The 25,805-nt window shown below is 52.2% G+C and carries 25 protein-coding genes; 15 read left to right on the top strand and 10 right to left on the bottom strand.

Annotated features, from left to right (window positions below; all coding sequences use genetic code 11):
* The first annotated feature begins 8 nt into the window (after positions 1-8).
* The 6 genes from ACO0LN_RS27060 to ACO0LN_RS27035 all read left to right on the top strand — a co-directional run bounded on the left by ACO0LN_RS27060 (position 9) and on the right by ACO0LN_RS27035 (position 6,055).
* Positions 9-773, top strand: a complete 765-nt coding sequence (locus ACO0LN_RS27060; protein WP_422979306.1) for an SGNH/GDSL hydrolase family protein — start codon at positions 9-11, stop codon at positions 771-773.
* A gap of 342 nt (positions 774-1,115) precedes the next feature.
* Positions 1,116-2,201 (top strand): uroporphyrinogen decarboxylase, encoded by a 1,086-nt coding sequence (gene hemE, locus ACO0LN_RS27055; protein WP_422979385.1) that lies wholly within the window; start codon positions 1,116-1,118, stop codon positions 2,199-2,201.
* A gap of 30 nt (positions 2,202-2,231) precedes the next feature.
* Positions 2,232-2,561, top strand: coding sequence for a hypothetical protein (locus tag ACO0LN_RS27050; protein ID WP_422979305.1), 330 nt, complete (start codon positions 2,232-2,234; stop codon positions 2,559-2,561).
* Between the two features lie 187 nt (positions 2,562-2,748).
* Positions 2,749-4,764 (top strand): primosomal protein N', encoded by a 2,016-nt coding sequence (locus ACO0LN_RS27045; protein ID WP_422979383.1) that lies wholly within the window; start codon positions 2,749-2,751, stop codon positions 4,762-4,764.
* Positions 4,765-4,844: 80 nt separating this feature from the next.
* Positions 4,845-5,396 carry a gamma carbonic anhydrase family protein gene (locus ACO0LN_RS27040; RefSeq protein WP_422979303.1) on the top strand — a complete coding sequence of 184 codons (552 nt, stop codon included), beginning with the start codon at positions 4,845-4,847 and terminating at the stop codon, positions 5,394-5,396.
* 218 nt (positions 5,397-5,614) lie between these two features.
* Complete coding sequence (locus ACO0LN_RS27035; protein ID WP_422979301.1) at positions 5,615-6,055, top strand: GNAT family N-acetyltransferase; 441 nt, start codon at positions 5,615-5,617, stop codon at positions 6,053-6,055.
* Positions 6,056-6,067: 12 nt separating this feature from the next.
* On the opposite strand, the gene ACO0LN_RS27030 is transcribed toward ACO0LN_RS27035, so the two are convergent.
* Positions 6,068-6,478 (bottom strand): hypothetical protein, encoded by a 411-nt coding sequence (locus ACO0LN_RS27030; RefSeq protein ID WP_422979299.1) that lies wholly within the window; start codon positions 6,476-6,478, stop codon positions 6,068-6,070.
* Positions 6,479-6,730: 252 nt separating this feature from the next.
* On the opposite strand from ACO0LN_RS27030, the gene ACO0LN_RS27025 reads away from it, so the two are divergent.
* From ACO0LN_RS27025 to ACO0LN_RS27015, 3 genes are all read left to right on the top strand, one after another.
* Complete coding sequence (locus ACO0LN_RS27025) at positions 6,731-7,576, top strand: L,D-transpeptidase (RefSeq protein WP_422979297.1); 846 nt, start codon at positions 6,731-6,733, stop codon at positions 7,574-7,576.
* Between the two features lie 76 nt (positions 7,577-7,652).
* Positions 7,653-8,285, top strand: coding sequence for a LysE family translocator (locus ACO0LN_RS27020; protein WP_422951655.1), 633 nt, complete (start codon positions 7,653-7,655; stop codon positions 8,283-8,285).
* A gap of 11 nt (positions 8,286-8,296) precedes the next feature.
* A complete protein-coding gene (locus ACO0LN_RS27015) occupies positions 8,297-8,638 on the top strand; it encodes a YkvA family protein (RefSeq protein WP_422979295.1) in 342 nt (113 codons plus the stop codon).
* Between the two features lie 100 nt (positions 8,639-8,738).
* Here ACO0LN_RS27015 and ACO0LN_RS27010 read toward each other — a convergent pair whose 3' ends face one another.
* The 8 genes from ACO0LN_RS27010 to ACO0LN_RS26975 all read right to left on the bottom strand — a co-directional run bounded on the left by ACO0LN_RS27010 (position 8,739) and on the right by ACO0LN_RS26975 (position 16,776).
* A complete protein-coding gene (locus tag ACO0LN_RS27010) occupies positions 8,739-9,158 on the bottom strand; it encodes a hypothetical protein (protein WP_422979293.1) in 420 nt (139 codons plus the stop codon).
* A gap of 14 nt (positions 9,159-9,172) precedes the next feature.
* On the bottom strand, positions 9,173-11,539 hold the full coding sequence (locus ACO0LN_RS27005; RefSeq protein WP_422979291.1) for a protein kinase domain-containing protein: 2,367 nt from the start codon (positions 11,537-11,539) through the stop codon (positions 9,173-9,175).
* A complete protein-coding gene (locus ACO0LN_RS27000; RefSeq protein WP_422979289.1) occupies positions 11,540-12,196 on the bottom strand; it encodes a 4Fe-4S single cluster domain-containing protein in 657 nt (218 codons plus the stop codon).
* Positions 12,193-14,040 carry an AAA family ATPase gene (locus tag ACO0LN_RS26995; RefSeq protein WP_422979287.1) on the bottom strand — a complete coding sequence of 616 codons (1,848 nt, stop codon included), beginning with the start codon at positions 14,038-14,040 and terminating at the stop codon, positions 12,193-12,195. The genes ACO0LN_RS27000 and ACO0LN_RS26995 overlap by 4 nt, the downstream gene beginning before the upstream one ends.
* Positions 14,037-15,107: a hypothetical protein gene (locus tag ACO0LN_RS26990; RefSeq protein ID WP_422979285.1), complete on the bottom strand. Its 1,071-nt coding sequence runs from the start codon at positions 15,105-15,107 to the stop codon at positions 14,037-14,039. The genes ACO0LN_RS26995 and ACO0LN_RS26990 overlap by 4 nt, the downstream gene beginning before the upstream one ends.
* A 102-nt stretch (positions 15,108-15,209) precedes the next feature.
* Positions 15,210-15,785, bottom strand: coding sequence for a hypothetical protein (locus tag ACO0LN_RS26985; RefSeq protein ID WP_422979283.1), 576 nt, complete (start codon positions 15,783-15,785; stop codon positions 15,210-15,212).
* Between the two features lie 11 nt (positions 15,786-15,796).
* A complete protein-coding gene (locus ACO0LN_RS26980; protein WP_422979281.1) occupies positions 15,797-16,447 on the bottom strand; it encodes an HAD-IA family hydrolase in 651 nt (216 codons plus the stop codon).
* The gene (locus ACO0LN_RS26975) at positions 16,447-16,776 is read right to left on the bottom strand and encodes an antibiotic biosynthesis monooxygenase family protein (RefSeq protein WP_422979279.1); all 330 of its coding nucleotides are present in this window, start codon (positions 16,774-16,776) and stop codon (positions 16,447-16,449) included. Before ACO0LN_RS26975 ends, ACO0LN_RS26980 begins: the two co-directional genes overlap by 1 nt.
* A 393-nt stretch (positions 16,777-17,169) precedes the next feature.
* Here ACO0LN_RS26975 and xdhA point away from each other — a divergent pair, with 393 nt between their 5' ends.
* From xdhA to ACO0LN_RS26950, 5 genes are all read left to right on the top strand, one after another.
* Positions 17,170-18,651, top strand: a complete 1,482-nt coding sequence (gene xdhA / locus ACO0LN_RS26970; protein ID WP_422979278.1) for a xanthine dehydrogenase small subunit — start codon at positions 17,170-17,172, stop codon at positions 18,649-18,651.
* A gap of 18 nt (positions 18,652-18,669) precedes the next feature.
* Positions 18,670-21,036, top strand: coding sequence for a xanthine dehydrogenase molybdopterin binding subunit (xdhB, locus tag ACO0LN_RS26965; RefSeq protein ID WP_422979276.1), 2,367 nt, complete (start codon positions 18,670-18,672; stop codon positions 21,034-21,036).
* A 15-nt stretch (positions 21,037-21,051) separates the two neighbouring features.
* Positions 21,052-22,149: a xanthine dehydrogenase accessory protein XdhC gene (xdhC, locus tag ACO0LN_RS26960; RefSeq protein ID WP_422979274.1), complete on the top strand. Its 1,098-nt coding sequence runs from the start codon at positions 21,052-21,054 to the stop codon at positions 22,147-22,149.
* A 303-nt stretch (positions 22,150-22,452) separates the two neighbouring features.
* Positions 22,453-23,772 carry a guanine deaminase gene (gene guaD / locus ACO0LN_RS26955; protein ID WP_422979272.1) on the top strand — a complete coding sequence of 440 codons (1,320 nt, stop codon included), beginning with the start codon at positions 22,453-22,455 and terminating at the stop codon, positions 23,770-23,772.
* Positions 23,773-23,853: 81 nt separating this feature from the next.
* The gene (locus tag ACO0LN_RS26950) at positions 23,854-24,048 is read left to right on the top strand and encodes a 4-oxalocrotonate tautomerase (protein WP_422979270.1); all 195 of its coding nucleotides are present in this window, start codon (positions 23,854-23,856) and stop codon (positions 24,046-24,048) included.
* Between the two features lie 32 nt (positions 24,049-24,080).
* On the opposite strand, the gene ACO0LN_RS26945 is transcribed toward ACO0LN_RS26950, so the two are convergent.
* Positions 24,081-25,103 carry a BMP family ABC transporter substrate-binding protein gene (locus tag ACO0LN_RS26945; RefSeq protein WP_422979268.1) on the bottom strand — a complete coding sequence of 341 codons (1,023 nt, stop codon included), beginning with the start codon at positions 25,101-25,103 and terminating at the stop codon, positions 24,081-24,083.
* Between the two features lie 237 nt (positions 25,104-25,340).
* Between ACO0LN_RS26945 and ACO0LN_RS26940 the strand changes: the two genes are divergently transcribed.
* Positions 25,341-25,697, top strand: coding sequence for a DUF6386 family protein (locus tag ACO0LN_RS26940; RefSeq protein WP_422979266.1), 357 nt, complete (start codon positions 25,341-25,343; stop codon positions 25,695-25,697).
* The last annotated feature ends 108 nt before the right edge of the window (positions 25,698-25,805 follow it).

The following is a 25,805-nucleotide window of genomic DNA, read 5'->3' as shown; positions in this document are numbered from 1 at the left end:
TTCAGTAAATGAAATTTAGCTACTGGCCTGAGCTGCTGGCAGCACCGCTGTATCCCTTGCTGGCATGGCAGGGGAGGCGTACCCGCGCAGCCACACCACGCCTGCCCGAAGCCAGTGACCAGGCACATGGGCTGTGGACTCATGCGAGTCGGCCTGTGGATAACTTAAGGGTGTTGGGTATAGGCGAGTCACCGGTTGCGGGTGTGGGCGTGGCGAATTATCAAGAAGCCATTACCGCACAAATGGCAAAAGCCCTGGCTGACAAGCTGGATACTGCTGTGGAATGGCAGGCTCTGGGGCGAAATGGCGCACGCTTGTCCTGGGCCAGGCAAGCCTTGCCAGCATTTCGTCAGGCACAAGGCCATGCATCGCCAGCGTGGGATCTCATTCTGGTCGCTTTTGGAGTCAATGATACAACCAGCTTTTGCGCGGTTAATAGCTATCGGGCCGAGCTGCAAAGTCTGCTGGATGAATTGCAAATGTTGCTAAAATCAAGTGGTCTTATCGTATTGGCGGGCGTGCCACCGATGCAGGTTTTCCCCGCTTTGCCAGCTCCTTTGCGCCAGGTTTTGGGCATGAAGGCGCGTGCGCTGGATCAAATAAACCGCGAGATGGCACTGTCCCGGCAGCAGGTTTTGCATTTGCCGTTTACCGCAAATCTTCAAGATGCGCGCCAGATGGCCGAAGATGGCTACCATCCGTCAGCACTTGGCGTCAGTATTTGGGCAGAAGAATTAGCGAAAACATTTCTGCAAAATCGTCAAGAAAAATAATAAAGCTTTGGTACTTATGCACAATTTCGTTTGCACGCGATTTATGCTAAAAAACGGGAATTTTTCATAAACTGGTATTCCTTCCCAATAAAATCAATGACTTACAGAATAATCCTGTTAACCGAATTTAAAATAAATCAGTAAACTGGCATTCTGTCATTTCTATCCACAAAGTTATCCACAGTTTATTGCCGGAAATTTTGCTGAAAATTGCGCCACTTGTCGCAGATCAGATGCCTATCCTGCGCGCATAGGCGATAATGTCGCTTATACAGCAATAGTCTGCGTAGTTTGACCATGTCAGTAGATAAGCAGATGCACGCAGCGTCACCGAAAGCACTTATGGCCATGAATTTTGCCCCACTCAAAAACGACACCTTCCTCAGAGCCTTGTTGCGCCAGGAAACTGATTACACACCTTTATGGCTGATGCGCCAGGCTGGCCGTTATTTGCCAGAATACCGCGCTACCCGAAAAGGTGCGGGTTCTTTCCTGAGCCTGGCCAAGAACCCTGGTTTCGCGACTGAAGTAACCTTGCAGCCTATAGACCGTTATGGCCTGGATGCGGCCATCTTGTTCTCCGACATCCTGACTGTGCCGGATGCGATGGGCCTGGGTCTGTACTTTGAAGAAGGCGAAGGCCCGAAGTTTGAGCGCCCGTTAAAAGATGAAAAAGACGTCATGGCGCTCAAAGTGCCAGAAGCAGGCAGCCTGCAATATGTCTTTGATGCTGTAACGCAAATCCGCACCGCTCTGGATGGCCGCGTACCGCTGATCGGTTTTTCCGGCAGCCCATGGACACTGGCTTGTTATATGGTGGAAGGCCAGGGCTCGCGCGACTTTCATACCGTCAAGAGCATGATGTACAAACGTCCGGACCTCATGCACCATATCCTGCGCACGAATGCCGATGCCGTGGCTACTTATCTGAATGCGCAAATCGATGCCGGTGCCCAGGCCGTGATGATTTTTGACAGCTGGGGTGGGGCGCTGGCAGATGGCGCTTATCAAGAGTTTTCGCTGTCTTATATGCGCGATATCGTCAGCCAACTGCAAAAAGAAAAAGATGGCAAGCGTATTCCTGCCATTGTCTTTACCAAGGGCGGTGGTCTGTGGCTGGAACAACTGGCCGATATCGGTGCGGATGCCCTGGGACTGGACTGGACCATGAATTTGGGTCAGGCACGCGCCAAAGTGGGTGACAAGGTCGCCTTGCAGGGTAATCTTGATCCGGCAGTACTGTTTGCCGAGCTTGAACAAATCCGCAAGCAAGTCATTGCTGCGCTGGATAGTTATGGCAAACCTGCGGCGGGGCATGGCCATGTATTTAACCTGGGTCATGGTATTTCGCAATTTACACCGGTTGAATCGGTCACCGTGCTGGTCGAAACGGTGCATGAATATAGTCGTCAACAGCGTCAGGCGTAGCAGGTAGCGGTATTTGTTTATAAAATATGCATGGTTTTCGCCATTTCCTGTAACAAAGTGGCTGGTCCAGCCAGTGTTTCTGGTCAGGCCGCTGGCAAAGTCTGTATATTCAGGCACTGGCAAAACAACAAGTGGCTGAGACGCTTGTCTTTGCGTCATGTTGCTCTGCAAAACATAGTACTGGCGTACTTTTCCAGCCTGAAAGCTGTGGGAAACCAATGGATTGGCGGCAGAAAAATTTTGCATTTCTATGCACATTTTCTATCACTTATGCACAAAATCGGGGCGGCAAAAAATATTTTCAAAAATATTTTTTTGTCTTCCAGCATTTTTTATAAGCCATTGATTTTAAACGACTAAATTCTTGGCTCTGAGACAGGGCATTTTGTGGAAACCCCCGTAAACGCTAGCGAAAACCGATGTCAATAGACCTTTCTCCACAAAGTTATCCACAGAAACTGTGGATATGTCAAAAAGCCTTATGAAATCAATAGTTAGCGCCGATTTTCATGTTCAGGCTTAGATCGTGAAACAAGTTTATTTACGCATGGCCCTCGATACCCCTCTTGACAGCACCTTCGATTATCGGTGGGCAGCGCAAGAAGAGGGCGGAGCAATTGCCGACTTGCCCCAGTCCGGGCAACTGGCTGCTGTGCCCTTTGGCCGCCAGGAAGTCGTCGGCCTGATCATGGACGTGGTGAGCGAGACGGATGTCCCGCCTGCCAAGCTGCGCGACGCCATTGCTGTCAGGCATGAGCTGCCAGCCATGAACAAAGAATGGCTGGCGCTATGCCAGTTTGCCGCCGAGTATTATCAGCGCCCCATAGGTGAGGTGGCTGTACCCGCCTTGCCCAAGAACCTCAAAGCCATCAAGACAGTATCCCTGCAGCGCGCCATCAAGAAGCTGGCCAAATTGCCTGAGCAGGCTGATGTCAGCCCGGTACGCGAACCGCAATTAAATCCCGAGCAACAAGCTGCGGTGGATGCAGTTGCCAACGCCGAGGGCTATGCGCCGCATCTCTTGTTTGGTGTGACCGGCAGCGGGAAGACGGAAGTGTATTTGCAGACTGCCGCCAAAATACTGGCAAAGACGCCGGATGCCCAGATCCTGATCCTGGTGCCAGAAATTAACCTGACGCCACAGCTTGAATCGCATATCCGCGCCCGTTTCCCTGGCCTGATGCTATCTACCCTGCACAGTGGCATGGCAGAAGGTGAACGCATGTTGCACTGGCTGGCTGCGCATACCGGTCGTGCCCGCATCGTGCTCGGTACACGCCTGGCCATGCTGGCATCCCTGCCCAGGTTGAAGCTGATCATCATCGATGAAGAGCATGACCCTTCCTACAAGCAACAGGAAGGCCTGCGTTATTCTGCACGTGACCTCGCTGTGTGGCGGGCTAGGCAGCTCTCGATACCCATCTTGCTGGGTTCAGCCACACCCTCGCTGGAAAGCTGGCAGGGTGCGCAGACTGGCCGTTACCGTTTGCTGGAATTGCGTGAGCGCGCAGTCCAGCATGCCGTCTTGCCCATCATACGTATCATCAACCTGGAAAGAGAAAAACCCAGCGAAGGCCTGACACAAAGACTGATAGGTGCGATCAAGCTACGTCTTGAGAAGGGTGAGCAATCACTCCTGTTTCTCAATCGGCGCGGTTATGCGCCGGTACTGGCCTGTGATGCCTGTGGCTGGATCAGTAATTGCACCCGCTGCACTGCCCATCTGGTCTTGCATAAAGGTGACCATAGATTGCGTTGTCATCACTGCGGCCTGGAACAACGCATACCGCGCTCATGCCCCACTTGCGGCAATATAGACCTGCAACCGCTGGGTCGCGGCACCCAGCGCATGGAAGAAAGCCTGGCCCTGCTTTTCCCGGAGGCCAGGGTTTTCCGCATTGATGCCGACTCCACCCGTCTCAAAGGCAGTGCTGCCGCTGCTTTTGAACGTGTGCATGCCGGTGAAGTCGATATCCTGATTGGCACCCAAATGGTGGCCAAGGGGCATGACTTCAAACGCCTGACCCTGGTGGCAGCGCTGAACCCGGACGCTGCTCTGTTCTCGCAAGACTACCGCGCCAGTGAACGCCTGTTTGCCCAACTCATGCAGGTCGCTGGTCGGGCTGGGCGGGCCGCGCAAAAAGAAGGCGGCAATGCATCCGAGGTACTGGTACAAACCCGCTACCCCGATCATCCGCTCTACCATGCGCTGATGTCACACAATTACCCCGACTTTGCCAAAGACTTGCTGGATGAACGCCAGCAAGCCCATATGCCACCTTTCATGTACCAGGCTTTATTACGGGCAGAAGCCAAAGAGCTGGAAACTGCCATTGCTTTTTTGAAAGAAGCTGCGCTCTGTACCGAGCATCAGGGCATTATGATCAATGACCCCATCCCCATGACCATGACCCGGGTGGCTAACGTCGATAGAGCGCAATTGCTGGTCGAGTCAGTCTCACGTCCGGCGCTGCAAGCCTTTGTCAAAGCCTGGATAGCAGATTTGCGCGCGATGAAAAGCCGTGTCAGGTGGTCGGTGGAAATTGATCCTGTGGATATCTAAGTATTTGTCCACATGGGCTTGATGATGTCGATCAGTTAAAATCAGTGCTCAAACCTTCCAATGAACACAAAGATTGCACCATGCCACTCAGTCCCTACCTGACCACCTTTCCTGAAATATCTAAAAATTGCTATATCCACCCCAGTGCCCAGATCATCGGTGATGTACAAATCGGCCCGGATAGCTCAGTCTGGTGCAATGCCGTCTTGCGTGGCGACGTCAATCACATACGCATAGGCCATAGCAGCAATTTTCAGGATCTGGCCATGGGCCATGTTTCACACAAGAATGCCAGCAAGCCTGCCGGTTCGCCTTTGATTATTGGTGATTATGTGACGATCGCCCATTCCGTCATCCTGCATGGCTGTAATATTGGTGATGAATGCCTGATAGGCATGGGCAGCATCGTCATGGATGATGTCATTATCCACAAGCATGTCATGCTCGGCGCAGGCAGCCTGGTGCCACCGGGCAAGGTACTGGAAAGCGGATATTTATATGTAGGCCGCCCGGCAGTCAAAGTCCGCGCCCTGACGGCAGAAGAAATCAGCTATTTCAAATACTCGGCAGAGCACTATGTTCGTATCAAGAATAATTACCTGGCCAGCGTTGTAGCCCAGCCATCTGAATGAACTTGAAAACTACTTTGTGGTCTGAACCTGGCATTGCATTTTTGAAAGCTTCCCAAGCAACCAGGCACCTAATCACCTAATCACCTAATCACCTAATCACCTAATCACCTAATCACCTAATCACCTAATCACCTAATCACCTAATCACCTAATCACCTAAGCACCTAAGCACCTAATCACCTAAGCACCTAAGCACCTAAGCACAAGGACAGAACGGCATGAACGCAACACCGGCTGGCGAATACTGGATCACGACAGACAAGGACAAGATCGATATCGACCTGGTCCATCAATTCTTGACGACCGAAAGTGGTTGGGCCACCGGCATTTCACGACCTGTGGTAGAGGAATCTCTGCGCAATTCCCTGTGTTTCAGTATCTTCCAGCAACAGCGCATGGTGGGCTTTTGCCGCATCATCACCGACATGGCGACCTTTGGTAACCTCGTCGATGTGTTTGTCGTGACCGACATGCGCGGCAAGGGCATTTCCAGATTACTGATGGAAGAAGTCATGGCTCACCCGGTAGTCAGCAAGCTGCGCCGCTTTACGCTATCGACCAGCACCGCCGCTGGCCTGTATGAAAAGTTTGGTTTCACGCCACTGAGCAAACCAGACAATTTCATGGAAGTGTACAAGCCCAGGATTTACCTGGACTGACGCCCCGGCGTTTTATTGAGCAGGCTGGTAATTCAGTTCACCGACATTGCTGGCTTCGAAATACATCATCATCTGGCGCTGGTTGCCTTTTTTGATCTCGGTATTTTTCTTGACGATCTGATCAGATCGTTTAGCCTTGTCATGGTATTGCGCCTCCACTTCATAGCGGCCTTCGGGCAGATTCAGGAATATCCAGGGACCATCCAGCGTCGTTGTCAGCAGCACGGCTTTGGTTTTGTCGTCTCTCACAATAACTTTGATATCCGCCAGATAAGCGCCGGATTTATTGGCAGCAGTGCGCAGCCACAGATTGTATTGCCCGGCCTGCTGTTGCAATTCTTCCCTTTCCGTAGCACCTATACCACCGGTGACGCAGGCAATGTCCTTGTTTGAACAATTGCTGCCCGTTGCCAATGCAGGCATGTTTAGACAGAGAAAAAATGACAAGGGTAATAGCGCAGTTAATTTCATATATTTCACGGCTGAGTCCTCCTGTGTAAAACATGCAATATAGTATTTGTGACATGAAGGTGTTTGCGATGAGTCAAAGTTGCAACACCTTGCATACCAGCATGATGTTTATACTTGTCTGTGACCATCAAACTGCGGCATATTGAAAGGGACAGGCCCCGGGGCCTCATTGCATAGACTACAGATTCCTTTTTCTCATTCAAGATGCTTTCATCCCTGCTTAAACCTGCCATAGCCATCACGGTGGCACTTGCCTTTGCCGCACCCTCGCAAGCACTGGAGTCTGCCCTTAGTCTCAAGGACATCTATGCCAGTACCGTAGTGCAGCAGGTGCAACCACCGCCAGAAGACTTGCAATCCTATATAGAGCAGATGGCTACCGCCCTTAGCACTAACAGCATCACCAGCCTGCCTTCTCAATATATTATGCTGGTCGATCGCAATCCCAAGGTCCAGGTTGCCATGTTGTTTTGGTTAGACCAGGAAGGGCAATACCAGTTCATTGGTGCTTCACCTGTTTCTACAGGGCGCTCTCCTGGTTTTGAGCATTTTGAAACCCCTGTCGGGGTGTATGCCCATAGCCTGGCCAATCCGGATTACCGTGCCGAGGGTAGCAAAAACAGCAAGGGCATACGCGGTTATGGCATCAAAGGCCGGCGCGTCTTTGATTTTGGCTGGCAAAAGGCCAAAAAAGGCTGGGGCGATAAAATTATCGCCGACATGCGTCTGCAAATGCATGCGACTGACCCTGGCGTACTCGAATCACGTCTGGGCACAGTGCAATCCAAGGGCTGTGTACGGATACCAGGTACTTTGAATCTTTTGCTGGACCGCTACTCGGTGCTGGATGCGGACTATATGCAAGGCGTGGCAGAGGGCAAGAAATTTTGGGTGCTCGACAAAAACCGCCAGGACAATCCCTGGGCTGGGCGCTATATGGTCATCATCGATAGCGGTAAAGAGCAAAAACCTGAGTGGGCTGCTTATATGCCACCTGCGCCATCTGCACCATCGGTGCCCGCAACGCGCAAGGTAGCCAAAGCTTCTTGAGTTTCAGCAGGTGTCCTGCCCTGAAATCGACTAAGATATCCCTGAGAGATTATTCAAATTACTTCAGGGAGCCCGCATGTCCATAGAAACCTGGTTGCTGTATGTCCTTGCCGTTCTGGTATTAACCATTACGCCCGGCCCCGCCGTTTTGATGTGCATCACCAACAGCATCAATTTCGGTGCGCGCATGACCTTGTTCCCTGCACTGGGGAATATCACTTCCCTGATTGCCATCATGACTTGTTCGGCAATAGGCATAGGTGCGATTCTGGCGACCTCTGCACTGGTATTTACCATCATCAAATACCTCGGTGTGGCTTATCTCTTGTATCTCGGCATCAGCAGCTTGCGTGCCAAGAGCAGTGATTTTGTTTTGCCAACAGAAACCGAGTTGCGCGGCACCCGCTTGCGCCTGTACGTTAAAGGCATGCTGGTTGGAGCCAGCAACCCCAAGGCCTTGCTGTTCTTTACCGCCTTCTTCCCGCAATTCATCAATCCGGCCGCTGCCAAGCTGCCGCAATTTTTGGTCTTGTGTAGCACCTTTGTATTTTTTGAATTCAGTGTGCTGATGCTGTATGCGGTTTTTGCCGAACGCATGGGCCCCTGGCTGCGGTCCAAAGGCAAGGCAAAAATGTTCAACCAGTTTTCTGGCGGCGTATTCGTGGCAGCGGCGGGTTTGCTGGCCACCGTGAAAAAAGCCAATGATTGAGGAGCAAGAACATGTCACATAGCAAAGCGTATAGTGAAAAAGGTTTTTGGGACAAGCTCAAGAAATATGCACAAGCGGCAGGTAGCGAAGTCATAGAAAAAGTGCTGTGCCTGTACTATGCAGCGCAAAGGCCAGAGACACCGGCCTGGGCCAAGACTGTCATCTTTGGCGCATTGGGTTACTTTATTTTTCCGCTGGATGCAGTGCCGGATATGTTGCCAGTGGTTGGTTACAGTGATGATCTCGGCGTGATCGCGGGTGCGCTGGTGACGGTCAGTTTTTATATTACTGACGATGTGAAGGAGAGTGCCAGGGATAAGATGAAGGGCTGGTTTGGCAGTGGACAAGTTTGATTCTTACCTTGCCAGGTTGCCTTAAAGCTCAAACCCGCTCAATCCAGCTCAGGGCCGACTGGATTGAGTCAGTATTTTTATCTGTAAAATAATCAGGCCTTCAGCCAGCAGCTTTCCTGCTAGAATTTTTGATAAAGTCGCCATGCCTGAACCGTAATGCTGACCAGTCTTCATCAATCGCCACCATCCTCACCGTATCAAATCCCGCCGCCTTGATCACATCCCAGCCAGTATCGCGGTTGAATTCACATTGATATTTTTTCGAACTTCCCTTGGGATAAGCAAACCACAGCAGGGCATCTCCCTCTACCAGCTTGCTCAGGGCCAGTGAGATTTCATCAAGCTCTTGCTGCTTGCTGACGAATATCAAAGCAAAATTTAGTTTTTTGATGCCAGACAATTTCTTGTGTACCTTGACCTTGGTCAAGGCCGCGATTTCGGGCTCAAATGATGCGGGTGCATGCAAGACCAGTATTTCACTCTGATCTTTCAAATTCATTTTATTAAAAATGGCAGACATGGATACTCCAGAATTTATAGTTGCTCACCCAACTCGCGGATTTTGCGCATGCTCAAAAAATTAGGCAAGAAGCGCCAGGCGGCAAAGCCTGAGACCAGCAGCAATATCCAGTAAAAATTACTCTTTCTGAAAAAGATAAGTATCACGATGATGGCAATGGCCAGAAAAACCTGCATTTCCTGCCCCGCCCAGCCCTGGTTTTCTGTGCGTCTTGCCAGCAGTTGATTGAGCTCGCGGGATATTCCTGCGGCAATATGTTCTACCCGCGATGCACTCTTCTTTGCTTCCTGCCACGCTGCTTCCGTGCTGGCTGAGGCGCGCAGTTTTTCCAGCAATACATAATACTCTTCCAGTGCCTTTTGCAAGTCTTCTACTGCGCTGTCAGGCAAGAGACTGTCAGTGGCAGCCGTGCGCAAGCTTTTGATACTTTGCAAGACTTCCTGCTTTATTGCTGCGGCGGCATCCTGCTCTGTGCTACGCTGCCAGGCATCGGCTTTTTGCTGGCGTTCAACTGCTTTTTGCGCCTCCGGCAACAGGGCTTCAAGCACCAGCAGCGAGGCGACCGGCATTTTTTCTATCTCACCCAATGCAGATAACCAGGGGCAATAAGCTCGCAGGCCGGCATAGGCGACCTGCAGGCGCTTGCGCAGGCGCTCAGGCCAGCGTTCATCATAGACCAGCGCCAGCACCCGTGCATGCAATCTATGCAGCGGTGCGCTGCCATCTGTCTCAAGGCCGTACATGAGTTTGTCGATATTGCTGTGTTCTCCCGGCAACTGCTTGCTGGCATAGTCCTTCACCAGGCCAAAAGCTTCTTGCCAGGCCTGCTCGATTTGTTTGCAACAAGCCTGCCATTTTTGCACTATGCTGGCGACCTCTTTGTTGCCCGCATCGGCATAGGCTTCCAGCACGCCATAGTTGTACAACTGCTTCAGCCAGTTGCTGGCGGCTTCATCATCTTTTAATGATCGGTTGGCATAGCCAAGTATGGCAGGCAATTCTATGGTTTCGCCACGCCATACCGGTGGTATGCCGGGTGCCAGATGCAATATCAGTCGCAATAGCTGTACATCGACCGAGAGCTTTTTATCCTGGCGCATATCGAGCAAGACCCGCACCGCATTCTGATCTTTTTGTACATCGCGAAACCAGGCCAGCAATTGCGCATTCGAGATATCCCTGACGCCATCATCCCAGTTGCGGGCCAGTGCCACTGCCAGTTGTTCGCGGGTGTGGCACAGATATTGACCTATATGATAGGGCTCGCGAAAACCGCCCATGGCCATGGTTTCAACGGCATCTGGCAAGCTGGCATCGCGCGCCAGCCAGCGCATGATCTGTTCCTCACACCAGCGTTTTTTAGGATCCCGCAAGAGCAGGCCACGCAGCAGTTTGCGCATATAGGCATCCGGCACGGCATTGAGTTCCAGCTCGCGCGTGGTCAGGTGGTGCAGGATGACCGCTTCTGACAAACCGGCAAATGGATGCTGGCCCAAAGTCAGTTCCAGCATGATCATGCCCAGCGCCCAATAATCTGCCTTGGCATCGATGACGCCAGACAGGCTTTCCGGTGAGGCATACGGCAAGGTGCGCGCTGTGCCAGTCAGCCTTTGCGTGGCATCCAGCACAGATGAAATGCCAAAATCAGTGAGTATCAAATCCAGTGGCTGCAGTGTGCGCACCAGAATATTCTCGGGCTTCAGGTCGCGGTGGATAAGTCCGGCTTTATGCACACTGGCGATGGCCGTTACCAGTTCACGTACTATGCTTTCCAGCATGGCAGGATCTGGCCGCTTATCTTGTACGACTTTTTTTAATGAGCCAAGCTCACAGTATTCCATGAGCTCATAGGCATGGCCGTCAGACACACCAGCTTCCAGCACGACGACGCGGTGCTCGGCTGGTACCGCTTGCAGCCTTTCACTGACTTCAGATTTGCCATGTATGCCATGTCGATAAATCTTGGCGACACGTTGTATAGCAGAGGTATTTTCCTCTACCAGTAACAGTTCGGCCTCTGCTCCCAGGGTTGGCAGGTGATGTAGTATTTTGTAGCGATCACGCAGGGCTTGCGGCAACGATAACAGGCTATGAATCTGGCTGCCATCTTGAGTTGTTGGTTCCTTGCTCAGTGGGCGATTGCAATACACACATAGTTCACTACCTGGCGGATTACTTTGTTCGCAATCCTCATAACTGCAAATTAATTCTGTTGCTGTGACCGTGCTTGCTGGCTGCGTTATCTCATTGGATGGTTCTGTCTGTTCGCGCTTTTCCATCAAGTCCACACCGGACAGCAAGGTGCCGCAAACACAACGCATGACTTCTGGCGCGTTGTCGGTTTCACAGGCGGGGCAGCGGCGTATGTAAATCTGACTCACTCAGGGTCTCCAGCTGACGCTATCAAAGCTCAGACCACGACTGGCACATAATTGCTCGAGTGCCTGCATGTCACCACGCGCCGGTATGCCTACATACCAGACACGCTGGCCGTCTATCATGGTTTGTATGCGCTTGTCCTGTTCATCTATAGGAGCATCAACATAAGCCTGCATACGCGTCCTGGCGCGGTCTGACAGGAGTACCAGCGGTTGATTGGCTGAGCCGCGCCAGGCCTGGGTCAAGGGCTTGCTGGCGATAAAAGGTTCGGGGATCAGGGCATCAAGTTTTTGCAGCAAACCTGCATGCTTTTTTTGCAGAGTTGCGAGTGGATAACCGCTATAGCAAAGGATGTCGAAATCCATACCTGCACTATTGCGCCAGTAATGCAAACCATCGAGCAGGGCATGCAGTGCCTTGGGTTGCTCGAATGGTTCACCACCTGAAATGGTGATGCCATCAAATTCCCCGGCGCTGACTTCGCGGCACCAGCTCACTAAACCCGCCACTGTCATTTCCTTGCTGCCATCCCTGGCCCAGGTATCTTGCGAGACACAGCCCTTGCAAGCTATGCTGCAACCCTGTACCCATATACCTATGCGCCTCCCCGGCCCGAGTACAGTGACCGGGAAATGCGCTTTATTGATCGCTATCTTCATGCTAATTGCAGGCTCAGGCTGATGACTTTATCGGTTTCGGTAATTGCCGTTACGGTGAGACGTTGCTTGCCTTCCAGCTCTTGCTCAAACAGAGCGCGCGACAGAGGGTTGATGAAATTCGATTCGAGCTGGTTGCCTATGCCACGGCCACCATTACTGAGGTCACGTATGCAACGTGCCAGCAATTCATCGCGCACTGCCGCTGGCATGGCCAGTTGCAGCTTGAGTTCTTCCTGCAAACGGCGTGCCACATTGCGTAGCATGCCATCAAAAATCTTGGCGGCGACTTCAGCAGAAATAAAATCAAAAACCACGATATTGTCACCGATGCGGTTCAATAATTCTGGCCGTGATAAATTGAATTTGAAATAATTACCTATGGCTGCACGCACCTTGAATTCCACGGTTTCATAGCTGTCACCTGGTTTGACATTTTCATGACGTTGCCCATGGCTGTCTTCTACATAGATACCGAGGTTGGAAGTGAAGATCAAAATGGTTTCAGAAAAATACGCAGTGTCACCACGGCCATCGGTCAGGCGGCCATCTTCCAGTATTTGCAAGAATTTATCGAGTATGCGCGGATGGGCTTTTTCAATTTCATCAAACAGCACGACAGAAAAAGGTTTTTGCCTGACGGCGTTGGTGAGTTCGCCACCAGCTTCAGAATCGACGAAACCCAGCTGGGCACCGAGCAACCTGGCGCTGGTATGCTCTTCTGCAAATTCACTCATGTCAAAACGTGAATAAGCCGCTTCATCGCCAAACACCAGTTTTGTCAGGGTCTTGGCCAGTTCGGTCTTACCGACACCGGTAGGGCCAGCAAAAAACAGCACCCCGCGTGGCCGGCTACCGACCGAGCGTGTCTGCGCCCCAGTTAAACTCATGACTGAACGCTTCAGAATATCGAGGGTCTTGATGACCGCAGGGCGTTGGCCCTTGACACGGTCTTCGATAAAATTTTCAGCATCGCGTATCTTGTCGCGCAGGTATTCCTTGCGCCAGGGATTATCCAGCACCCCAACTTTATAGCAGCGTACTGCATCATCTATATCACTGATAGCGAGTTTTTGCCGGTCCGCCAGTTCGGTGATATCTGCCAGGGCAGACAGGGACATGCCATCCGTTCCTTCAGTAAAAGCTTTGACGAATTGGGTGCGGACATTGGCTTTCGCATCAGCAAACCCGGCAAACAAGGGTGCCAGTTGTTGTGCCGCAGCCTGGCGCATTTCAAAGTCGGGTTTGCCGATATGCAGGGTCGCAATCCGCTCGCTATCAAGCGTGAACCAGGATGGTAAATCCTGCGCCCGGTTCACCAGCCACAGTATGGGATTGTATAGCGGTGGTCCACCATTCTGACGCGGGACTATGGCAGAGGCATTCAGCGAGATTTTTTCTGCGGCGACAAAGAAGCGGTGTTCAGCCTCATTCAACTGCTCAGGTTTGCGGCTGATGCGTGAGGCAAAGTCCAGCGCCAGAGCGCAACGTACTTCGCGTTCAGCACTGATTTTTTTCATCAGCTTGCTCAGGCTTTCGAGGCTCATTTGCTGACAACCATCTGCCAGCTTCACATCGAACAGGCGGGCGGCCAGATCACGCTGCGCTGCTTCGTCAGGATAGACGCGCAAGCCATCAACCGGGTCATACGCAAGTAAAAGGCTGTAGTCCTGGTTTTTTAAAAACTCCCACAAGGCACGGTTGAAAGGTACCAGGGTGGCACTGCCAGAAGCAGCATCAAGCTGCAATAGAAAACTGTCGCGTATGCTGCCAGAAACTACATATTGAGATCGTATAGGCAGCAGGCGCTGCAAGTCTTGCAGCCAGCGTATGTCAGGTACATTCATGGCAATTTATTGCTACGTTGTTGTGTGTGGCTTTCGATTTGCTCTTCTTCTGCAAATCGCGGCAGTTTGTCTTCCACGACCAGTTGCACTGGCAGTTCACCTGCCTGCAATAGCCGTGTCACCTGCACGTGTATGCCACGCGCTTCCAGTGCTGCCATCAGAGTCGGGAACTCACTGCACCATCGGTCTTCTGCCAGATGGTCAAGCACGCTGCGTTCATTTTCACCCTGTTTGACGGCACGGATGACATTGAAATTGGCTTGTCCAGTCTTGGCATCCATGCGCATGCGCACCATGTACTTGTCCCAGCTGTTGCGGCGAAAATGAACTATGCCACCTTCTACAAACAGGGTATGGGATATTTCTTCGACCTGGTAACCAAGGTCTTTCAAAGTCTGCTCTAGTATCAGGGCCTGGGCTTCATCTACCTGGCGTTTTTTCTCGGCTTCCAGCAGGTTCTGGATGTGCAGGCGCAAATCGCTGGCAAGCAGATCAGCCCGCTCGCCGGGCAGGGATATTTCCAGCTCTCTTGCCAGCCCTGCGATATCTTCTGGTAATTGTGGCAGGTGGGAAACGCGTTTCAGCAGGCGCGCCAGCCGGTCTTGCGGCAGAGTTGCACTGCTGGCCGTTGCTACATCAAAATCTGTCTGATCAAAGAGGGCATCGGCCCGTCTGGCAGACTCTTGCAAAAGCACAGGTCTGAGCTCATACACCAGTGCCTGCAAGTGACGCAGGTAAGTAATGATTTCCTGCTCATCCACTCCTGGTGGAGACGGCGGACGAATAGCCTGTACTTGATCACTGCAGCCTATTTTTTCAGCCAATAGCAATAAATCGGCATAGTCTTGCTCTGTCGTTTGCAATTGCTGCTGCAAAGCCTGTTGACTCAAGCCAGTTGCAGCACGCAGGCGTTCTTGCAGAATGGCTTGCTGCTCATTCTGTTGCGTGCGCAAGAGCCCGGCATCCTGATGCGCCTGCTTGACAGCCATGGCAGCACGTATGCCTGCTGCCGACAGCAAAACCCGCATCGCATCGGCTCTGGTCAAAACGGTGGTAGGACCGCTCATAAGCCCTGTTCAGGTAGTTGCAAGAAAACATAATATAGCATGCACAAGAAGACCCCAGCCATAGGCCACAGACTCATGCGGGTGCCTTACTGGCTTATTGGCTTACTGGAACACGCAATAGCCAGCAATCAACCAGCGCTGATCGACTTTGACGAACTTGAATTCTTCTTCCCACTGATAAGGCGAGACCACTGTAACACTGGCTTTGTCACCATCGATCTTGATGGTCTTGGCCTTGATTTTCTTGATGAAAGACGTCTTGTACTCATATTCCTGGGCACAAAAGAAGATGTCCATGTCTTCTGTTTCCATCAGCGGCCCACGGCCATCCTTGGCCATCTGGGCAAACTCGGCATCGGTATAAGCCTTGAATTGCTGCTGGTACTTGCCATAGTAACGTTCCAGCGCTGCCGGAAAGTCTGGTGCAAAATAGCCGGAAGCCATGAACTTGCCACTGAAAGCCTTGAGGTTTTTGGTATCAAGCTGGAAATTTTTGCTGCCCGCAATATCCTTGATTTGTGGTTGCAGGGCTGAAACCTGCTTGCCATTTTTCAGCACCCAGCCATAAAAACCCTGCACGCCAGCCATCAATGCCTGTTCATCCTGGCTGCTTGCCTTGCCCATTGGTGCATTGCTCAATAACGCGACAACCAGAACTATGCTGAGACCGGTTTTCATATTTGCAGCTTTCAGAGGTAGGTTTGCAGATTCGACAATAAGAATGGTAACTCATTCATGTTGGAAAATCGTGGCACCTGTGGATAAGTCGCCACTTGTCCCGCATCGCCAAACCAGCAGGCTTGCATGCCTGCCGCGATGGCAGCCTGTATGCCCACCTCGCTGTCTTCAATCACGATACAGTCTGCTGGTGCAACACCCATTTGCCTGGCAACGTGTAAAAACAAATCTGGCTCTGGCTTCCATGAAGAAATGTCATATGAGCTGAAAATGTGTTCACCAAAAAACTTGCTCAATCCGGTCAGACCTAATGCTCTCCTGATTTTTTGCTGTGGCCCGGCGGATGCAATGCAAATGGGTAAATCCAGTTGCTGCAAAACTTCGATGACACCAGGAAAAGCCTGCAGGGATTCGTCGAACAGCTTATCCACCGTGCGCCGGTAGCTGTGGATAAAATTCTCATCCAGATGCAAGCCATGCTGCAGCGACAAGGCCTTGCAGATATCTGCCAGTTTGCCGCCACGAAAACGCTGCGTCAGTTCAGCGAGATCTTCTTCTACTCCATAACGCTGCAACTCTATCTGCAAGCCCAGGTTGCACAGACCCTCACTATCCACCAAGGTGCCATCGCAATCAAAGATCAGGCAGGCGGGTTTATTCATTAGCCAGCATGCACGGAAACACAGGGATGTTCCAGCTTGCCATCACCATAGGTACGCAAGACTTCTGCCACGACGACCTGGTAACCATCCAGCCAGTTGGCCTGGGCTGCCTTGGCCTGCTGGTGTATCGGATTGGCAATCAGGACCTGCAAGGCTTCCAGGCTGTCCCAGTAATACACATTGGAAATCTGGCCCGTAGCCGCATTTTCCCAAGTCTCTTCACCGAGATAACCGGGCGTGGCTTTCGCCAGAGAGGCAATTTGTTCATCCAGCGCATAAAAAACATCGTCGTACTGTTTTTTCTTGAAAGTGAACGTAGAGGTGTACATGTGCAAGCCCGGCTGATTAAATGAGTTGCAAATCATACATAAATTTGTAGCTTTTTTGAGCTTTTTAATTCATGGTTGATCATAGTCTGGATATTGACCTTGGCTCCGGGTAAGGCTGGGGCCTATGCCAGACGTCGGAACTTAAGCGCAGAGCAAAGCATATTGTTTGCTCAAGCCGGTATATAAAAACCGTGATATTCCCCATTTACACCCTGGCCTGCGTTTTCCGCTGTACTGTCTATACTGAATGCTGACAAGGCTTTCCAGCCTGCGAGGGTGTTTGTCTGGTGTTTTATATTTTGAGCCGCAGATAAGCTACATCATTTTATGTATATAGATGTCAGCGCCGTGGATGCTAACCTCGCCCCATAAGAATTTCATACCGGAGCATTCATGTCTGACCCTATACGTTTCTATTACCAAGGCCAAATCCAGCAAGTCAGCAATGCTGCGCCTACGCGCACGCTGTTGCAGCATCTGCGTGAAGACCTGCATTGCACCGGCACCAAGGAGGGTTGTGCAGAGGGCGATTGCGGGGCATGTACGGTCGTCGTTGGTGAAATGAAACATGGTCAGCTGGAATTGCAGTCAGTTAATTCCTGCATACAGTTCCTGCCCACCCTGGATGGCAAGGCGGTGTTTACGGTAGAAGATTTGCAACAAAAGAATGGTGAATTGCATCCTGTGCAACAGGCACTGGTGGAATGCCATGGTTCGCAATGCGGCTTTTGCACGCCGGGGTTTGCCATGTCCCTGTGGAGTCTGTACCTGAAAAAAGAAGGGGATTCCGTTCCTCCGTGCCGCAAAGAGATAGACGAAACCCTGTCCGGCAACCTCTGCCGTTGCACAGGTTACCGCCCCATCATTGATGCCGCAAAGCGCATGGGTGAATTGCCTGCGGCTGAGTTTGACCGCACAGCTGTCATCAGTGGCTTGCAAGGTTTGCAGCGTGGCGAGATGTTCAGCTATACGGCAGATAACCAGACATTTTATGCGCCGCGCACTTTGCAGCAACTGGCGCAGGTGCGTGAAGACCATCCAAAGGCCACCATACTGGCAGGTTCTACCGATGTTGGCCTGTGGGTCACCAAGCAAATGCGTGACCTGGGCAATATCATTTATGTGCGTGAAGTCGATGAGCTAAAACATATCAAGACTGTGAATGGCATGCTGGAAATAGGTGCAGCCGTGTCATTGAATGATGCTTATGGTGCAGTCTGCCAGCATTACCCGGATGAACTGACCGAGATGTGGCAGCGCTTTGCTTCGCAACCTATACGCAATACCGGCACGCTCGGGGGCAGTGTCGCCAATGGTTCACCGATTGGTGATTCGGCACCGTGGATGATCGCTCTGGGTGCGGAGATAGTTTTGCATAGCGTGCGCGGCCAGCGCGTGCTATTGCTGGAGAGTTTTTACCTCGACTATATGAAAAAGGATATGCAGCCCGGCGAATTTGTCGCCGCCGTGCGCATACCCCTGCCCAAAGCCGGGCAACAATTCCGCACTTATAAATTGGCGAAGCGTTATGACCAGGACATCTCTGCCGTCTGCGCCGCTTTTGCAATTAACCTGGATGGAGACATCGTGCGTGATGCGTATATCGCTTTTGGTGGCATGGCCGCTACTTCACGCCGCGCACCTCTGGCAGAAGCAGCCTTGAACGGCCAGCCATGGAATGAAGCGACAGTGAAAAATGCCATGGCCTTGCTGGCACAGGATTACACACCACTGACCGATATGCGTGCCAGCAATACGTACCGCATGCAGACAGCACAAAATCTCTTGCGCCGTTTCTGGCTGGAGACACGTACTGATGCGCCGCTGAAACTGCAAGCCATCAATGTCTTTGCCACAGCTACAGTCACTGCTTAATCAAGCTCAGGAGAAAACATGAATACCCAAACTGACGCTTTCCTGACCGACAAAAACCTTGCCAAAGATAATGCAGACTGGGCAGAGGTAGGCAAATCCCATCCGCATGAATCAGCAGTGCTGCATGTGCTGGGTGAGGCGCGTTATACCGACGATATCCCCGAAGTACAGGGCACCTTGCATGCAGCACTTGGCTTGTCGTCCAAGGCGCATGCAAATATTGTGTCCATGAATTTTGATGCAGTCAAAAGCGCACGTGGCGTCGTGGCGGTGTATACCGCCAAGGATATTCCCGGCACCAATGATTGCGGCCCCATCATCCATGATGACCCCATCCTGTCAGAAGGCCTGGTTGAATATGTAGGCCAGCCCATCTTCATCGTCGTCGCTGATACGCATGACAATGCGCGCCGTGCCGTGCGCAAGGCCGAGATTGTCTATGAAGAATTACCCGCGATACTGACACCGCAAGAAGCTAAAAAAGCCCAGTCCTTTGTCTTGCCACCCATGCGCTTGCAGCGCGGCGATGCGCAGGCCGCATTCGAGCGCTCACCTCGCCGCGTCAAGGGTGAATTGTATGTAGGCGGGCAAGAACAGTTCTACCTCGAAGGCCAGATTTCTTACGCCATCCCTAAAGAAGACCGCGGCATGCTGGTCTTGTGCTCGACCCAGCACCCCAGCGAAATGCAGCATGTGGTCGCCCACGCGCTCGGTGTGCACAGCCACAACATCGTGGTTGAATGCCGCCGTATGGGTGGTGGCTTTGGTGGCAAGGAATCGCAATCTGCCTTGTGGGCAGCAGCGGCAGCAATTTCTGCCGTCCACCTGAAACGCCCAGTCAAGCTGCGTGCTGATCGTGATGACGACATGATGGTGACAGGCAAACGCCATTGCTTCCATTATGATTATGAAGTCGGTTATGACGATGAAGGCCGCATCATTGCCGCCAGGGTTGAGATGGTCTCGCGTGCCGGTTTCTCTGCCGATTTGTCAGCACCGGTGGCAACCCGCGCCGTCTGCCATTTTGATAATACTTACTATCTTGGCGATGTCGATATCCGTGCCATGTGTGGTAAAACCAATACCCAGTCGAATACGGCCTTCCGTGGCTTTGGTGGCCCGCAAGGGGCGATTGCGATTGAATACATTGTCGATAACATCGCCCGCGACCTGAACAAGGATGCGCTGGAGATACGCAAGATCAATTTCTATGGCCGCAATGACGAAGAGGGACGCAACGTTACCCAGTATGGCCAGAAGGTTGTTGATAACGTCATCCATGAACTGGTGGCAGAACTCGAAACCAGTAGTGAATATCAACAACGCCGTGCTGATATCAAGGCATTCAATGCCAGCAGCCCTGTGCTCAAAAAAGGCCTGGCACTGACGCCAGTTAAATTTGGTATCGCCTTTAACGTCACTCATCTGAATCAGGCTGGTGCTTTGGTGCACATCTATACCGATGGCTCGGTACTGGTCAATCACGGTGGTTGTGAAATGGGGCAGGGCGTCAATACCAAGGTCTGCCAGGTCGTCGCGCATGAGCTGGGCCTTAACCTGGATAAGGTACGCGCTACCGCCACCGACACCAGCAAGGTTGCCAATACCTCGGCCACTGCCGCTTCGACTGGGGCTGACCTGAACGGCAAGGCCGCGCAAAATGCCGCGCATACCCTGCGCCAGCGCCTCGCTGAATTTGCAGTGAAGACTTACGGCGGCGAACCGGCAGACATCCGCTTTGCGGCAGGCCTGGTCAGTGTCAATGGCCTGGATATCCCGTTTGAAGCCCTGGTGCAAAAAGCCTATCTGGCGCGCGTGCAATTGTGGTCTGACGGTTTTTATGCGACACCGGGTTTGCACTGGGACCCCAAGACCATGAGCGGCAATCCTTTCTCTTACTATGCTTACGGTGCTTCGGTATCCGAAGTCATCGTCGATACCCTGACCGGTGAATGGAAACTCTTGCGTGCCGATGCGCTCTACGATGCCGGTAATTCTTTGAACCCCGCTATCGATATCGGCCAGGTAGAAGGTGCCTTCATACAAGGCATGGGCTGGCTGACGACAGAAGAATTGTGGTGGAACAAGGGCGGCAAGCTGATGACGCATGCGCCTTCGACTTACAAGATACCGGCGATTTCTGATTGTCCTGAAGACTTCCGCGTCTGTCTCTACAAGAACCGCAATGTGCAAGACAGCATACACAGATCCAAGGCTGTGGGTGAGCCACCTCTGCTGTTGCCGTTTTCTGTTTTCTTTGCAATACGTGATGCGATCGCCAGCGTGGCAGATTACCGCTACAACCCGCCACTGAATGCACCGGCGACCAGTGAAGCGATCTTGTCGGCCATCAATGGCGTAGAAGCCATGGCTGCTGCCAGCTAAAAAGGCGAGCTCATCATGAAGCTATGGTTAAATGCAATTGCCACACAATCCGCACCCAAGATATTGGTGACGGTTGCTACGGTATTGGGTTCTGGCCCGCGTGAACCGGGTGCCAAGATGCTGGTCACGGCCGATGAATTATTCGACACCATAGGTGGCGGTCATCTGGAAATGAAGGCAACAGAAATTGCCCGCAGCATGCTGGCCATGTCAGAAAGCCAGCTTGCCGCCCAGCGCCGCTTTGAACGTTTCCCGCTAGGCCCCAGCCTGGGTCAATGCTGCGGCGGTGTCGTACACCTGGCCTTTGAACGTGTGCAGGCTGACAGCCTGGCCTACTTGAATTGCCTGAACCAGCGCTGGCGTCTGGGGCAGGATAGCTGGCGCTTGCTGGCGCTGGACAGTGCGCAAGAACAAAGCCTGTGCGATGCCAATGGCACCCACTTGACAGGTCCGGCCTGGCCCACGGGTTTGCCAGTGCAAATCGATACCAGCAATCCTTGTCAGGTCTTGACTGATGCAGCAGGCCAGCGCTGGCTGCTGGATTCCTGCCTTGCTTACCGTGCCCACCTGATGCTGTTTGGCGCAGGCCATGTCGGTGCCGCCATCGTGCGTGCCATGGCTGACCTGCCTTGCCGTATCACCTGGGTCGATGAACGCGAAGACATGTTTCCGACCAGACTAGCAGCCAATGTCACGGTAGAAGCGACTGATACACCAGAAGCTTTGATAGCTAAAGCTGCTCCTGGTACATCCTTCCTGGTGCTCACGCATAGCCATGCACTGGACCAGAAACTGTCTGAACATATCCTGCGCCTGCCAGATGTGGGCTGGTTTGGCCTCATAGGCTCGCAAACCAAGCGCGTGCAGTTTGAACGCCGCCTGCGTGAACGTGGCATACCGGCTACCCGTCTCAATGACATGGTCTGCCCCATAGGTTTGCCCGGCATACACGGCAAACAACCGGCAGTGATTGCCGCCTCTGTCGTTGCTCAGCTTTTGCAGGTCTGGGAAGAGCGTGAAATTCACCAGCAAAAAGAACTCAGCCGCGTGCTTGCGCGCATAGGTGCTGATGTTTCCAAGTCAAATACAGAAAGACAGGCCAGTGGACTGTAATAGTAAAAACGGAAGTGAAAGACGCTTGCCCGGCGATCAGGGCAAGGCGCAAAGCACAGCGATAGTGAACTATCGCGAGCATTTGCAACGCAGCCATGATAGTCGCGCAAGTGGAAGGCACTCTGTTTTTTACTATTACAGTTCACTATATGAGTGTCACTCGCTGGCTAAGCGTTAAACTCTCGCTGTTAGCGCTTAGCACCCACCAGATCAATGCGAATGTGATGCCAGACCGGCAGACTTGATGAACAAGTCGTGGTCTGGCTTGATTGCGCCTGCAAGACAGAATTCAGAAAGACCACGATGAGCAATATTTCAAGTAAAAACACGCTGCAAGCCTACCGCGCCAGTGTGCTGCATTTCCAGCAAGACCCGGCTTTTCATGCGCAGGCTTACGCCTGGCATGAAGATGGCCTGTTGATCGTTGATGGTGGCAAGATCGTCGCCGCCGGCGAGTATGCGCAATTGCATGCGGGCCTGCCCGAAGGGACAGAAGTCATCGATTACCGCGGCAAACTCATTGTGCCGGGTTTTATCGACACCCACATCCATTACCCCCAGACTGACATGATCGCCTCGCCAGCGCCCGGTTTGCTGCCCTGGCTGGAGACTTATACCTTCCCGACTGAACGCCAGTTTGCAGATATCAACCACAGTGCCCAGGTTGCGCATTTTTTCATTGATGAGTTGCTGCGTTCAGGCACGACGACAGCGATGGTGTATTGCACCGTCCATCCTGAATCCGTCGAAGCTTTTTTTGCCGAGAGTGAAGCACGCAATCTGCGCATGGTGGCCGGCAAGGTCCTGATGGACAGGAATTGCCCTGAATTCCTACGCGATACTGCCGAGGGAGGCATACGCGACAGCGAAACCCTGATCAAGAAATGGCATAAGCGTGGCCGCCAGTCATATGCCATAACACCGCGCTTTGCACCTACCTCCAGCGACGCACAAATGCAGCTGGCGGGTGAACTGGCGCAGGCTTATCCCGATACCTTCCTGCAGACCCATGTCGCAGAAAATACCGACGAAGTGGCCTGGGTCAAATCACTGTATCCCAAGGCACGCAGTTATCTCGATGTGTATGACCAGTACGGCATGCTGCGCCCGCGTGCCATGTACGGCCATTGCATATGGCTTGATGATGCCGACCGTGCGCGCATGGCAGAAACGCAATCAGCAGTGGCGATGTGCCCGACGTCCAATCTCTTCCTCGGCAGCGGCCTGTTCAATTTTGAACGTGCCGACGCCCAGCAAGTCAGCCTGTCACTGGCTACCGATGTTGGTGGCGGCACTTCATTCTCTATGTTGCGCACCATGAATGAAGCCTACAAAATGGCACGCCTTGGTGGCACTTACCTGCCAGCATTGCGCATGTTTTACCTGGCGACGCTGGGTGGTGCACGCAGCATGCAGCTTGAAGGCACGATAGGCAATTTCGTCAAGGATGCCGAAGCCGATTTCATCGTGCTCGACCCGCAAGCCACGCCTTTGCTGGCACGCCGTACCGGGCATACTGAGAGCCTCGATGAATTGCTGTTTGCACTGGCGATGCTGGGGGATGACAGAACGGTGGCGGCAACGTATGCTGCTGGATGTCTTGTGCATCAGCGCGTAACCTGAAAATAAATGCGGACTGGCATATGATGATGGTCTGATTTGTTCTTGCAGCAGACCACCAATCACTTATTCTAAGGAAGCCATATGCCAACTATTCAGGTACAGATGTTTGAAGGCCGTACACCGGAACAAAAACGCGCTTTTGTCAAAGCACTCACCGAAGCAACCTGTCAGACACTGGGCGCAGCGCCCGAAAGCGTCAGCATCATTTTGCAAGATATCAGCCGTGATAACTGGGCGACTGGTGGTGTGTTGTGGTCAGAGAAAACTAAAGGCTAAAGTAAAGCCAGAGAAAGTTGAAAATAAACGTCTCATTCAACTTTCAGCTTGCCCTTGATAATGGCCTGACTGGCTTCACGCAGTTTTTGCAGCACAGGCCGCTGGCGCAGGATATCGCAATCGGAATATGCTGCATCGGTGCTGATACCGGTCAAAGATACTGCGCCTTCTTTCAAACCATATTCAATTCTGGTCGCAGTTGATCCGCCCAAAATGGCCGCAACTGCCAGGCTGATGGCCGTATCGCCATGCACCTGCATATTGTCGATAACCTTGCCCGCAGTCTTCGGGCACTGGTTGACATAACTACCTATGGCCCGCGCCTTGTTGCTGCCAGCAAGTGCTTTGAACACCCCATTATTGCTGCTGCCAGCAATGGCATAGATCATATCCACACCATCAGCCAGCATGCTCTTCGCCAGCATCTCGGCACGCACTGTGTCATTGAAGGGCTGGCTGCCTTCTATCCAGACAACATGGTTCAGGTCAGCATCCGGCCTGATTGACTTCGCACCGGCGATGAAGACATCGACAGGTTTTTGTTTCAATGGCGTTTTCACTGCACCTATGACACCTATCTTGCCGCTGGCTGATACCAGTGCCGCTTCCATGCCTGCCAGATAGCTGGCTTCGCTTTCGCGAAAGCTGATGCAAAGCAGATTCGGTGGTGGATTAGGTATGCATTGTTCCAGCATCACGAAACGCACATGGGGCGCAGCGCGCGGCATGGTATCGAGCAATTCCCTGAATTCATACCCTATCATCACAATAATATTTGCCCCCAGCCTGATGGCATTTTCCAGCTGCTTTTGTCTGCCTGCACGGTCGGCCTGGCTGGCCAGGGTAGTTGCCTGCATCTGGTACATCTGCGCTGCCTGTTTGATGCCATCGCTGCCTTGTTGCAGGTAAGGGTCATCGTTGTCGGGGACTGGGCGTACGTAGAAGATTTTTTGTGCTTCTGCGGCGTGGGCTGTATTGCTTGTCATGCTGATCATGAGGCTCATGATCAGTAGTGCTGCTCTAATGATTTTGTTATTGCGGATGTGGGTTTGCATGGTCGTCCTCCGGGTATTTTTACTGCTGGCTTCGGGGTCAGCATGAGGTTTTATCTTGGAGGGAAATTGTATTTTTTCAGAGGGTTGAGGGTAATATTGGATATGGGTTTGGGGGAATAGTGGGGGAGGGGGCTTGTGTTAGGTGTGATAATTATTTGGTCAACTGATTACTGCGCTAGAATTTGTATATATCCCGGCTAGTGGACTGTCAAAAAAAACTGAGTTGAAGAACTTTCTATGAATACTTTTGAATTTGTGACGGACACCGCGACCATGTGCGTATTTGACTTGGCATGTTTAAAACATCGCCTTGAAGAAGATGCGGATTGGTGGAGTATTCCAAGTGCTGAAATTCGGGAAGTGAATAAGGGCAACGCGGCTTTTATAAATTTAGGAAATGATGGGAAATACTCTGTCTCTATCATCGATGCTGTAGATGCGCCAGATGCATGCGTAAATTTGAAGTTCAGTTCTGGACGAGTGTTTTTTGGTGCTGCCGAAGAAGTGAGCAGTGATGGATTAGAGCCTGAAGCCTTGAGAGGTGGAATATTCCTTGAGTTTCCTGTTGGGCTTTATGAGCTTGCCCCTAACTAACGTATCCCTTAGCCGGGCACATTATGCTGCCTGCCGGGACTGACTGGCTAGCCAATTTCTTTCAAACTGCATTGGACTGACGTAATTCAAGGTTGAATGTAATCGGTC

It is taken from the genome of Undibacterium sp. TC9W (assembly GCF_049339865.1).
Taxonomy (GTDB): domain Bacteria; phylum Pseudomonadota; class Gammaproteobacteria; order Burkholderiales; family Burkholderiaceae_D; genus Undibacterium.
The sequence above is the reverse complement of the archived record's forward strand: the minus strand, read 5'-3'. Positions and strand labels throughout refer to the sequence as shown.

Coding starts and splice junctions, on each gene's coding strand:
- ACO0LN_RS27015 (WP_422979295.1), top strand. CDS start 8,297: ATGTCACATAGCAAAGCGTATAGTGAAAAAGGTTTTTGGGACAAGCTC.
- ACO0LN_RS26985 (WP_422979283.1), bottom strand. CDS start 15,785: ATGAAAACCGGTCTCAGCATAGTTCTGGTTGTCGCGTTATTGAGCAAT.
- hemE (WP_422979385.1), top strand. CDS start 1,116: ATGGCCATGAATTTTGCCCCACTCAAAAACGACACCTTCCTCAGAGCC.
- ACO0LN_RS27010 (WP_422979293.1), bottom strand. CDS start 9,158: ATGTCTGCCATTTTTAATAAAATGAATTTGAAAGATCAGAGTGAAATA.
- ACO0LN_RS26950 (WP_422979270.1), top strand. CDS start 23,854: ATGCCAACTATTCAGGTACAGATGTTTGAAGGCCGTACACCGGAACAA.
- ACO0LN_RS27020 (WP_422951655.1), top strand. CDS start 7,653: ATGTCCATAGAAACCTGGTTGCTGTATGTCCTTGCCGTTCTGGTATTA.
- xdhB (WP_422979276.1), top strand. CDS start 18,670: ATGAATACCCAAACTGACGCTTTCCTGACCGACAAAAACCTTGCCAAA.
- ACO0LN_RS26975 (WP_422979279.1), bottom strand. CDS start 16,776: ATGTACACCTCTACGTTCACTTTCAAGAAAAAACAGTACGACGATGTT.
- ACO0LN_RS26980 (WP_422979281.1), bottom strand. CDS start 16,447: ATGAATAAACCCGCCTGCCTGATCTTTGATTGCGATGGCACCTTGGTG.
- guaD (WP_422979272.1), top strand. CDS start 22,453: ATGAGCAATATTTCAAGTAAAAACACGCTGCAAGCCTACCGCGCCAGT.
- ACO0LN_RS27040 (WP_422979303.1), top strand. CDS start 4,845: ATGCCACTCAGTCCCTACCTGACCACCTTTCCTGAAATATCTAAAAAT.
- xdhC (WP_422979274.1), top strand. CDS start 21,052: ATGAAGCTATGGTTAAATGCAATTGCCACACAATCCGCACCCAAGATA.
- ACO0LN_RS27030 (WP_422979299.1), bottom strand. CDS start 6,478: ATGCCTGCATTGGCAACGGGCAGCAATTGTTCAAACAAGGACATTGCC.
- ACO0LN_RS27060 (WP_422979306.1), top strand. CDS start 9: ATGAAATTTAGCTACTGGCCTGAGCTGCTGGCAGCACCGCTGTATCCC.
- ACO0LN_RS26995 (WP_422979287.1), bottom strand. CDS start 14,040: ATGAATGTACCTGACATACGCTGGCTGCAAGACTTGCAGCGCCTGCTG.
- ACO0LN_RS27050 (WP_422979305.1), top strand. CDS start 2,232: ATGGTTTTCGCCATTTCCTGTAACAAAGTGGCTGGTCCAGCCAGTGTT.
- ACO0LN_RS27025 (WP_422979297.1), top strand. CDS start 6,731: ATGCTTTCATCCCTGCTTAAACCTGCCATAGCCATCACGGTGGCACTT.
- ACO0LN_RS26945 (WP_422979268.1), bottom strand. CDS start 25,103: ATGCAAACCCACATCCGCAATAACAAAATCATTAGAGCAGCACTACTG.
- ACO0LN_RS27000 (WP_422979289.1), bottom strand. CDS start 12,196: ATGAAGATAGCGATCAATAAAGCGCATTTCCCGGTCACTGTACTCGGG.
- ACO0LN_RS27045 (WP_422979383.1), top strand. CDS start 2,749: ATGGCCCTCGATACCCCTCTTGACAGCACCTTCGATTATCGGTGGGCA.
- ACO0LN_RS26940 (WP_422979266.1), top strand. CDS start 25,341: ATGAATACTTTTGAATTTGTGACGGACACCGCGACCATGTGCGTATTT.
- ACO0LN_RS26990 (WP_422979285.1), bottom strand. CDS start 15,107: ATGAGCGGTCCTACCACCGTTTTGACCAGAGCCGATGCGATGCGGGTT.
- xdhA (WP_422979278.1), top strand. CDS start 17,170: ATGTCTGACCCTATACGTTTCTATTACCAAGGCCAAATCCAGCAAGTC.
- ACO0LN_RS27035 (WP_422979301.1), top strand. CDS start 5,615: ATGAACGCAACACCGGCTGGCGAATACTGGATCACGACAGACAAGGAC.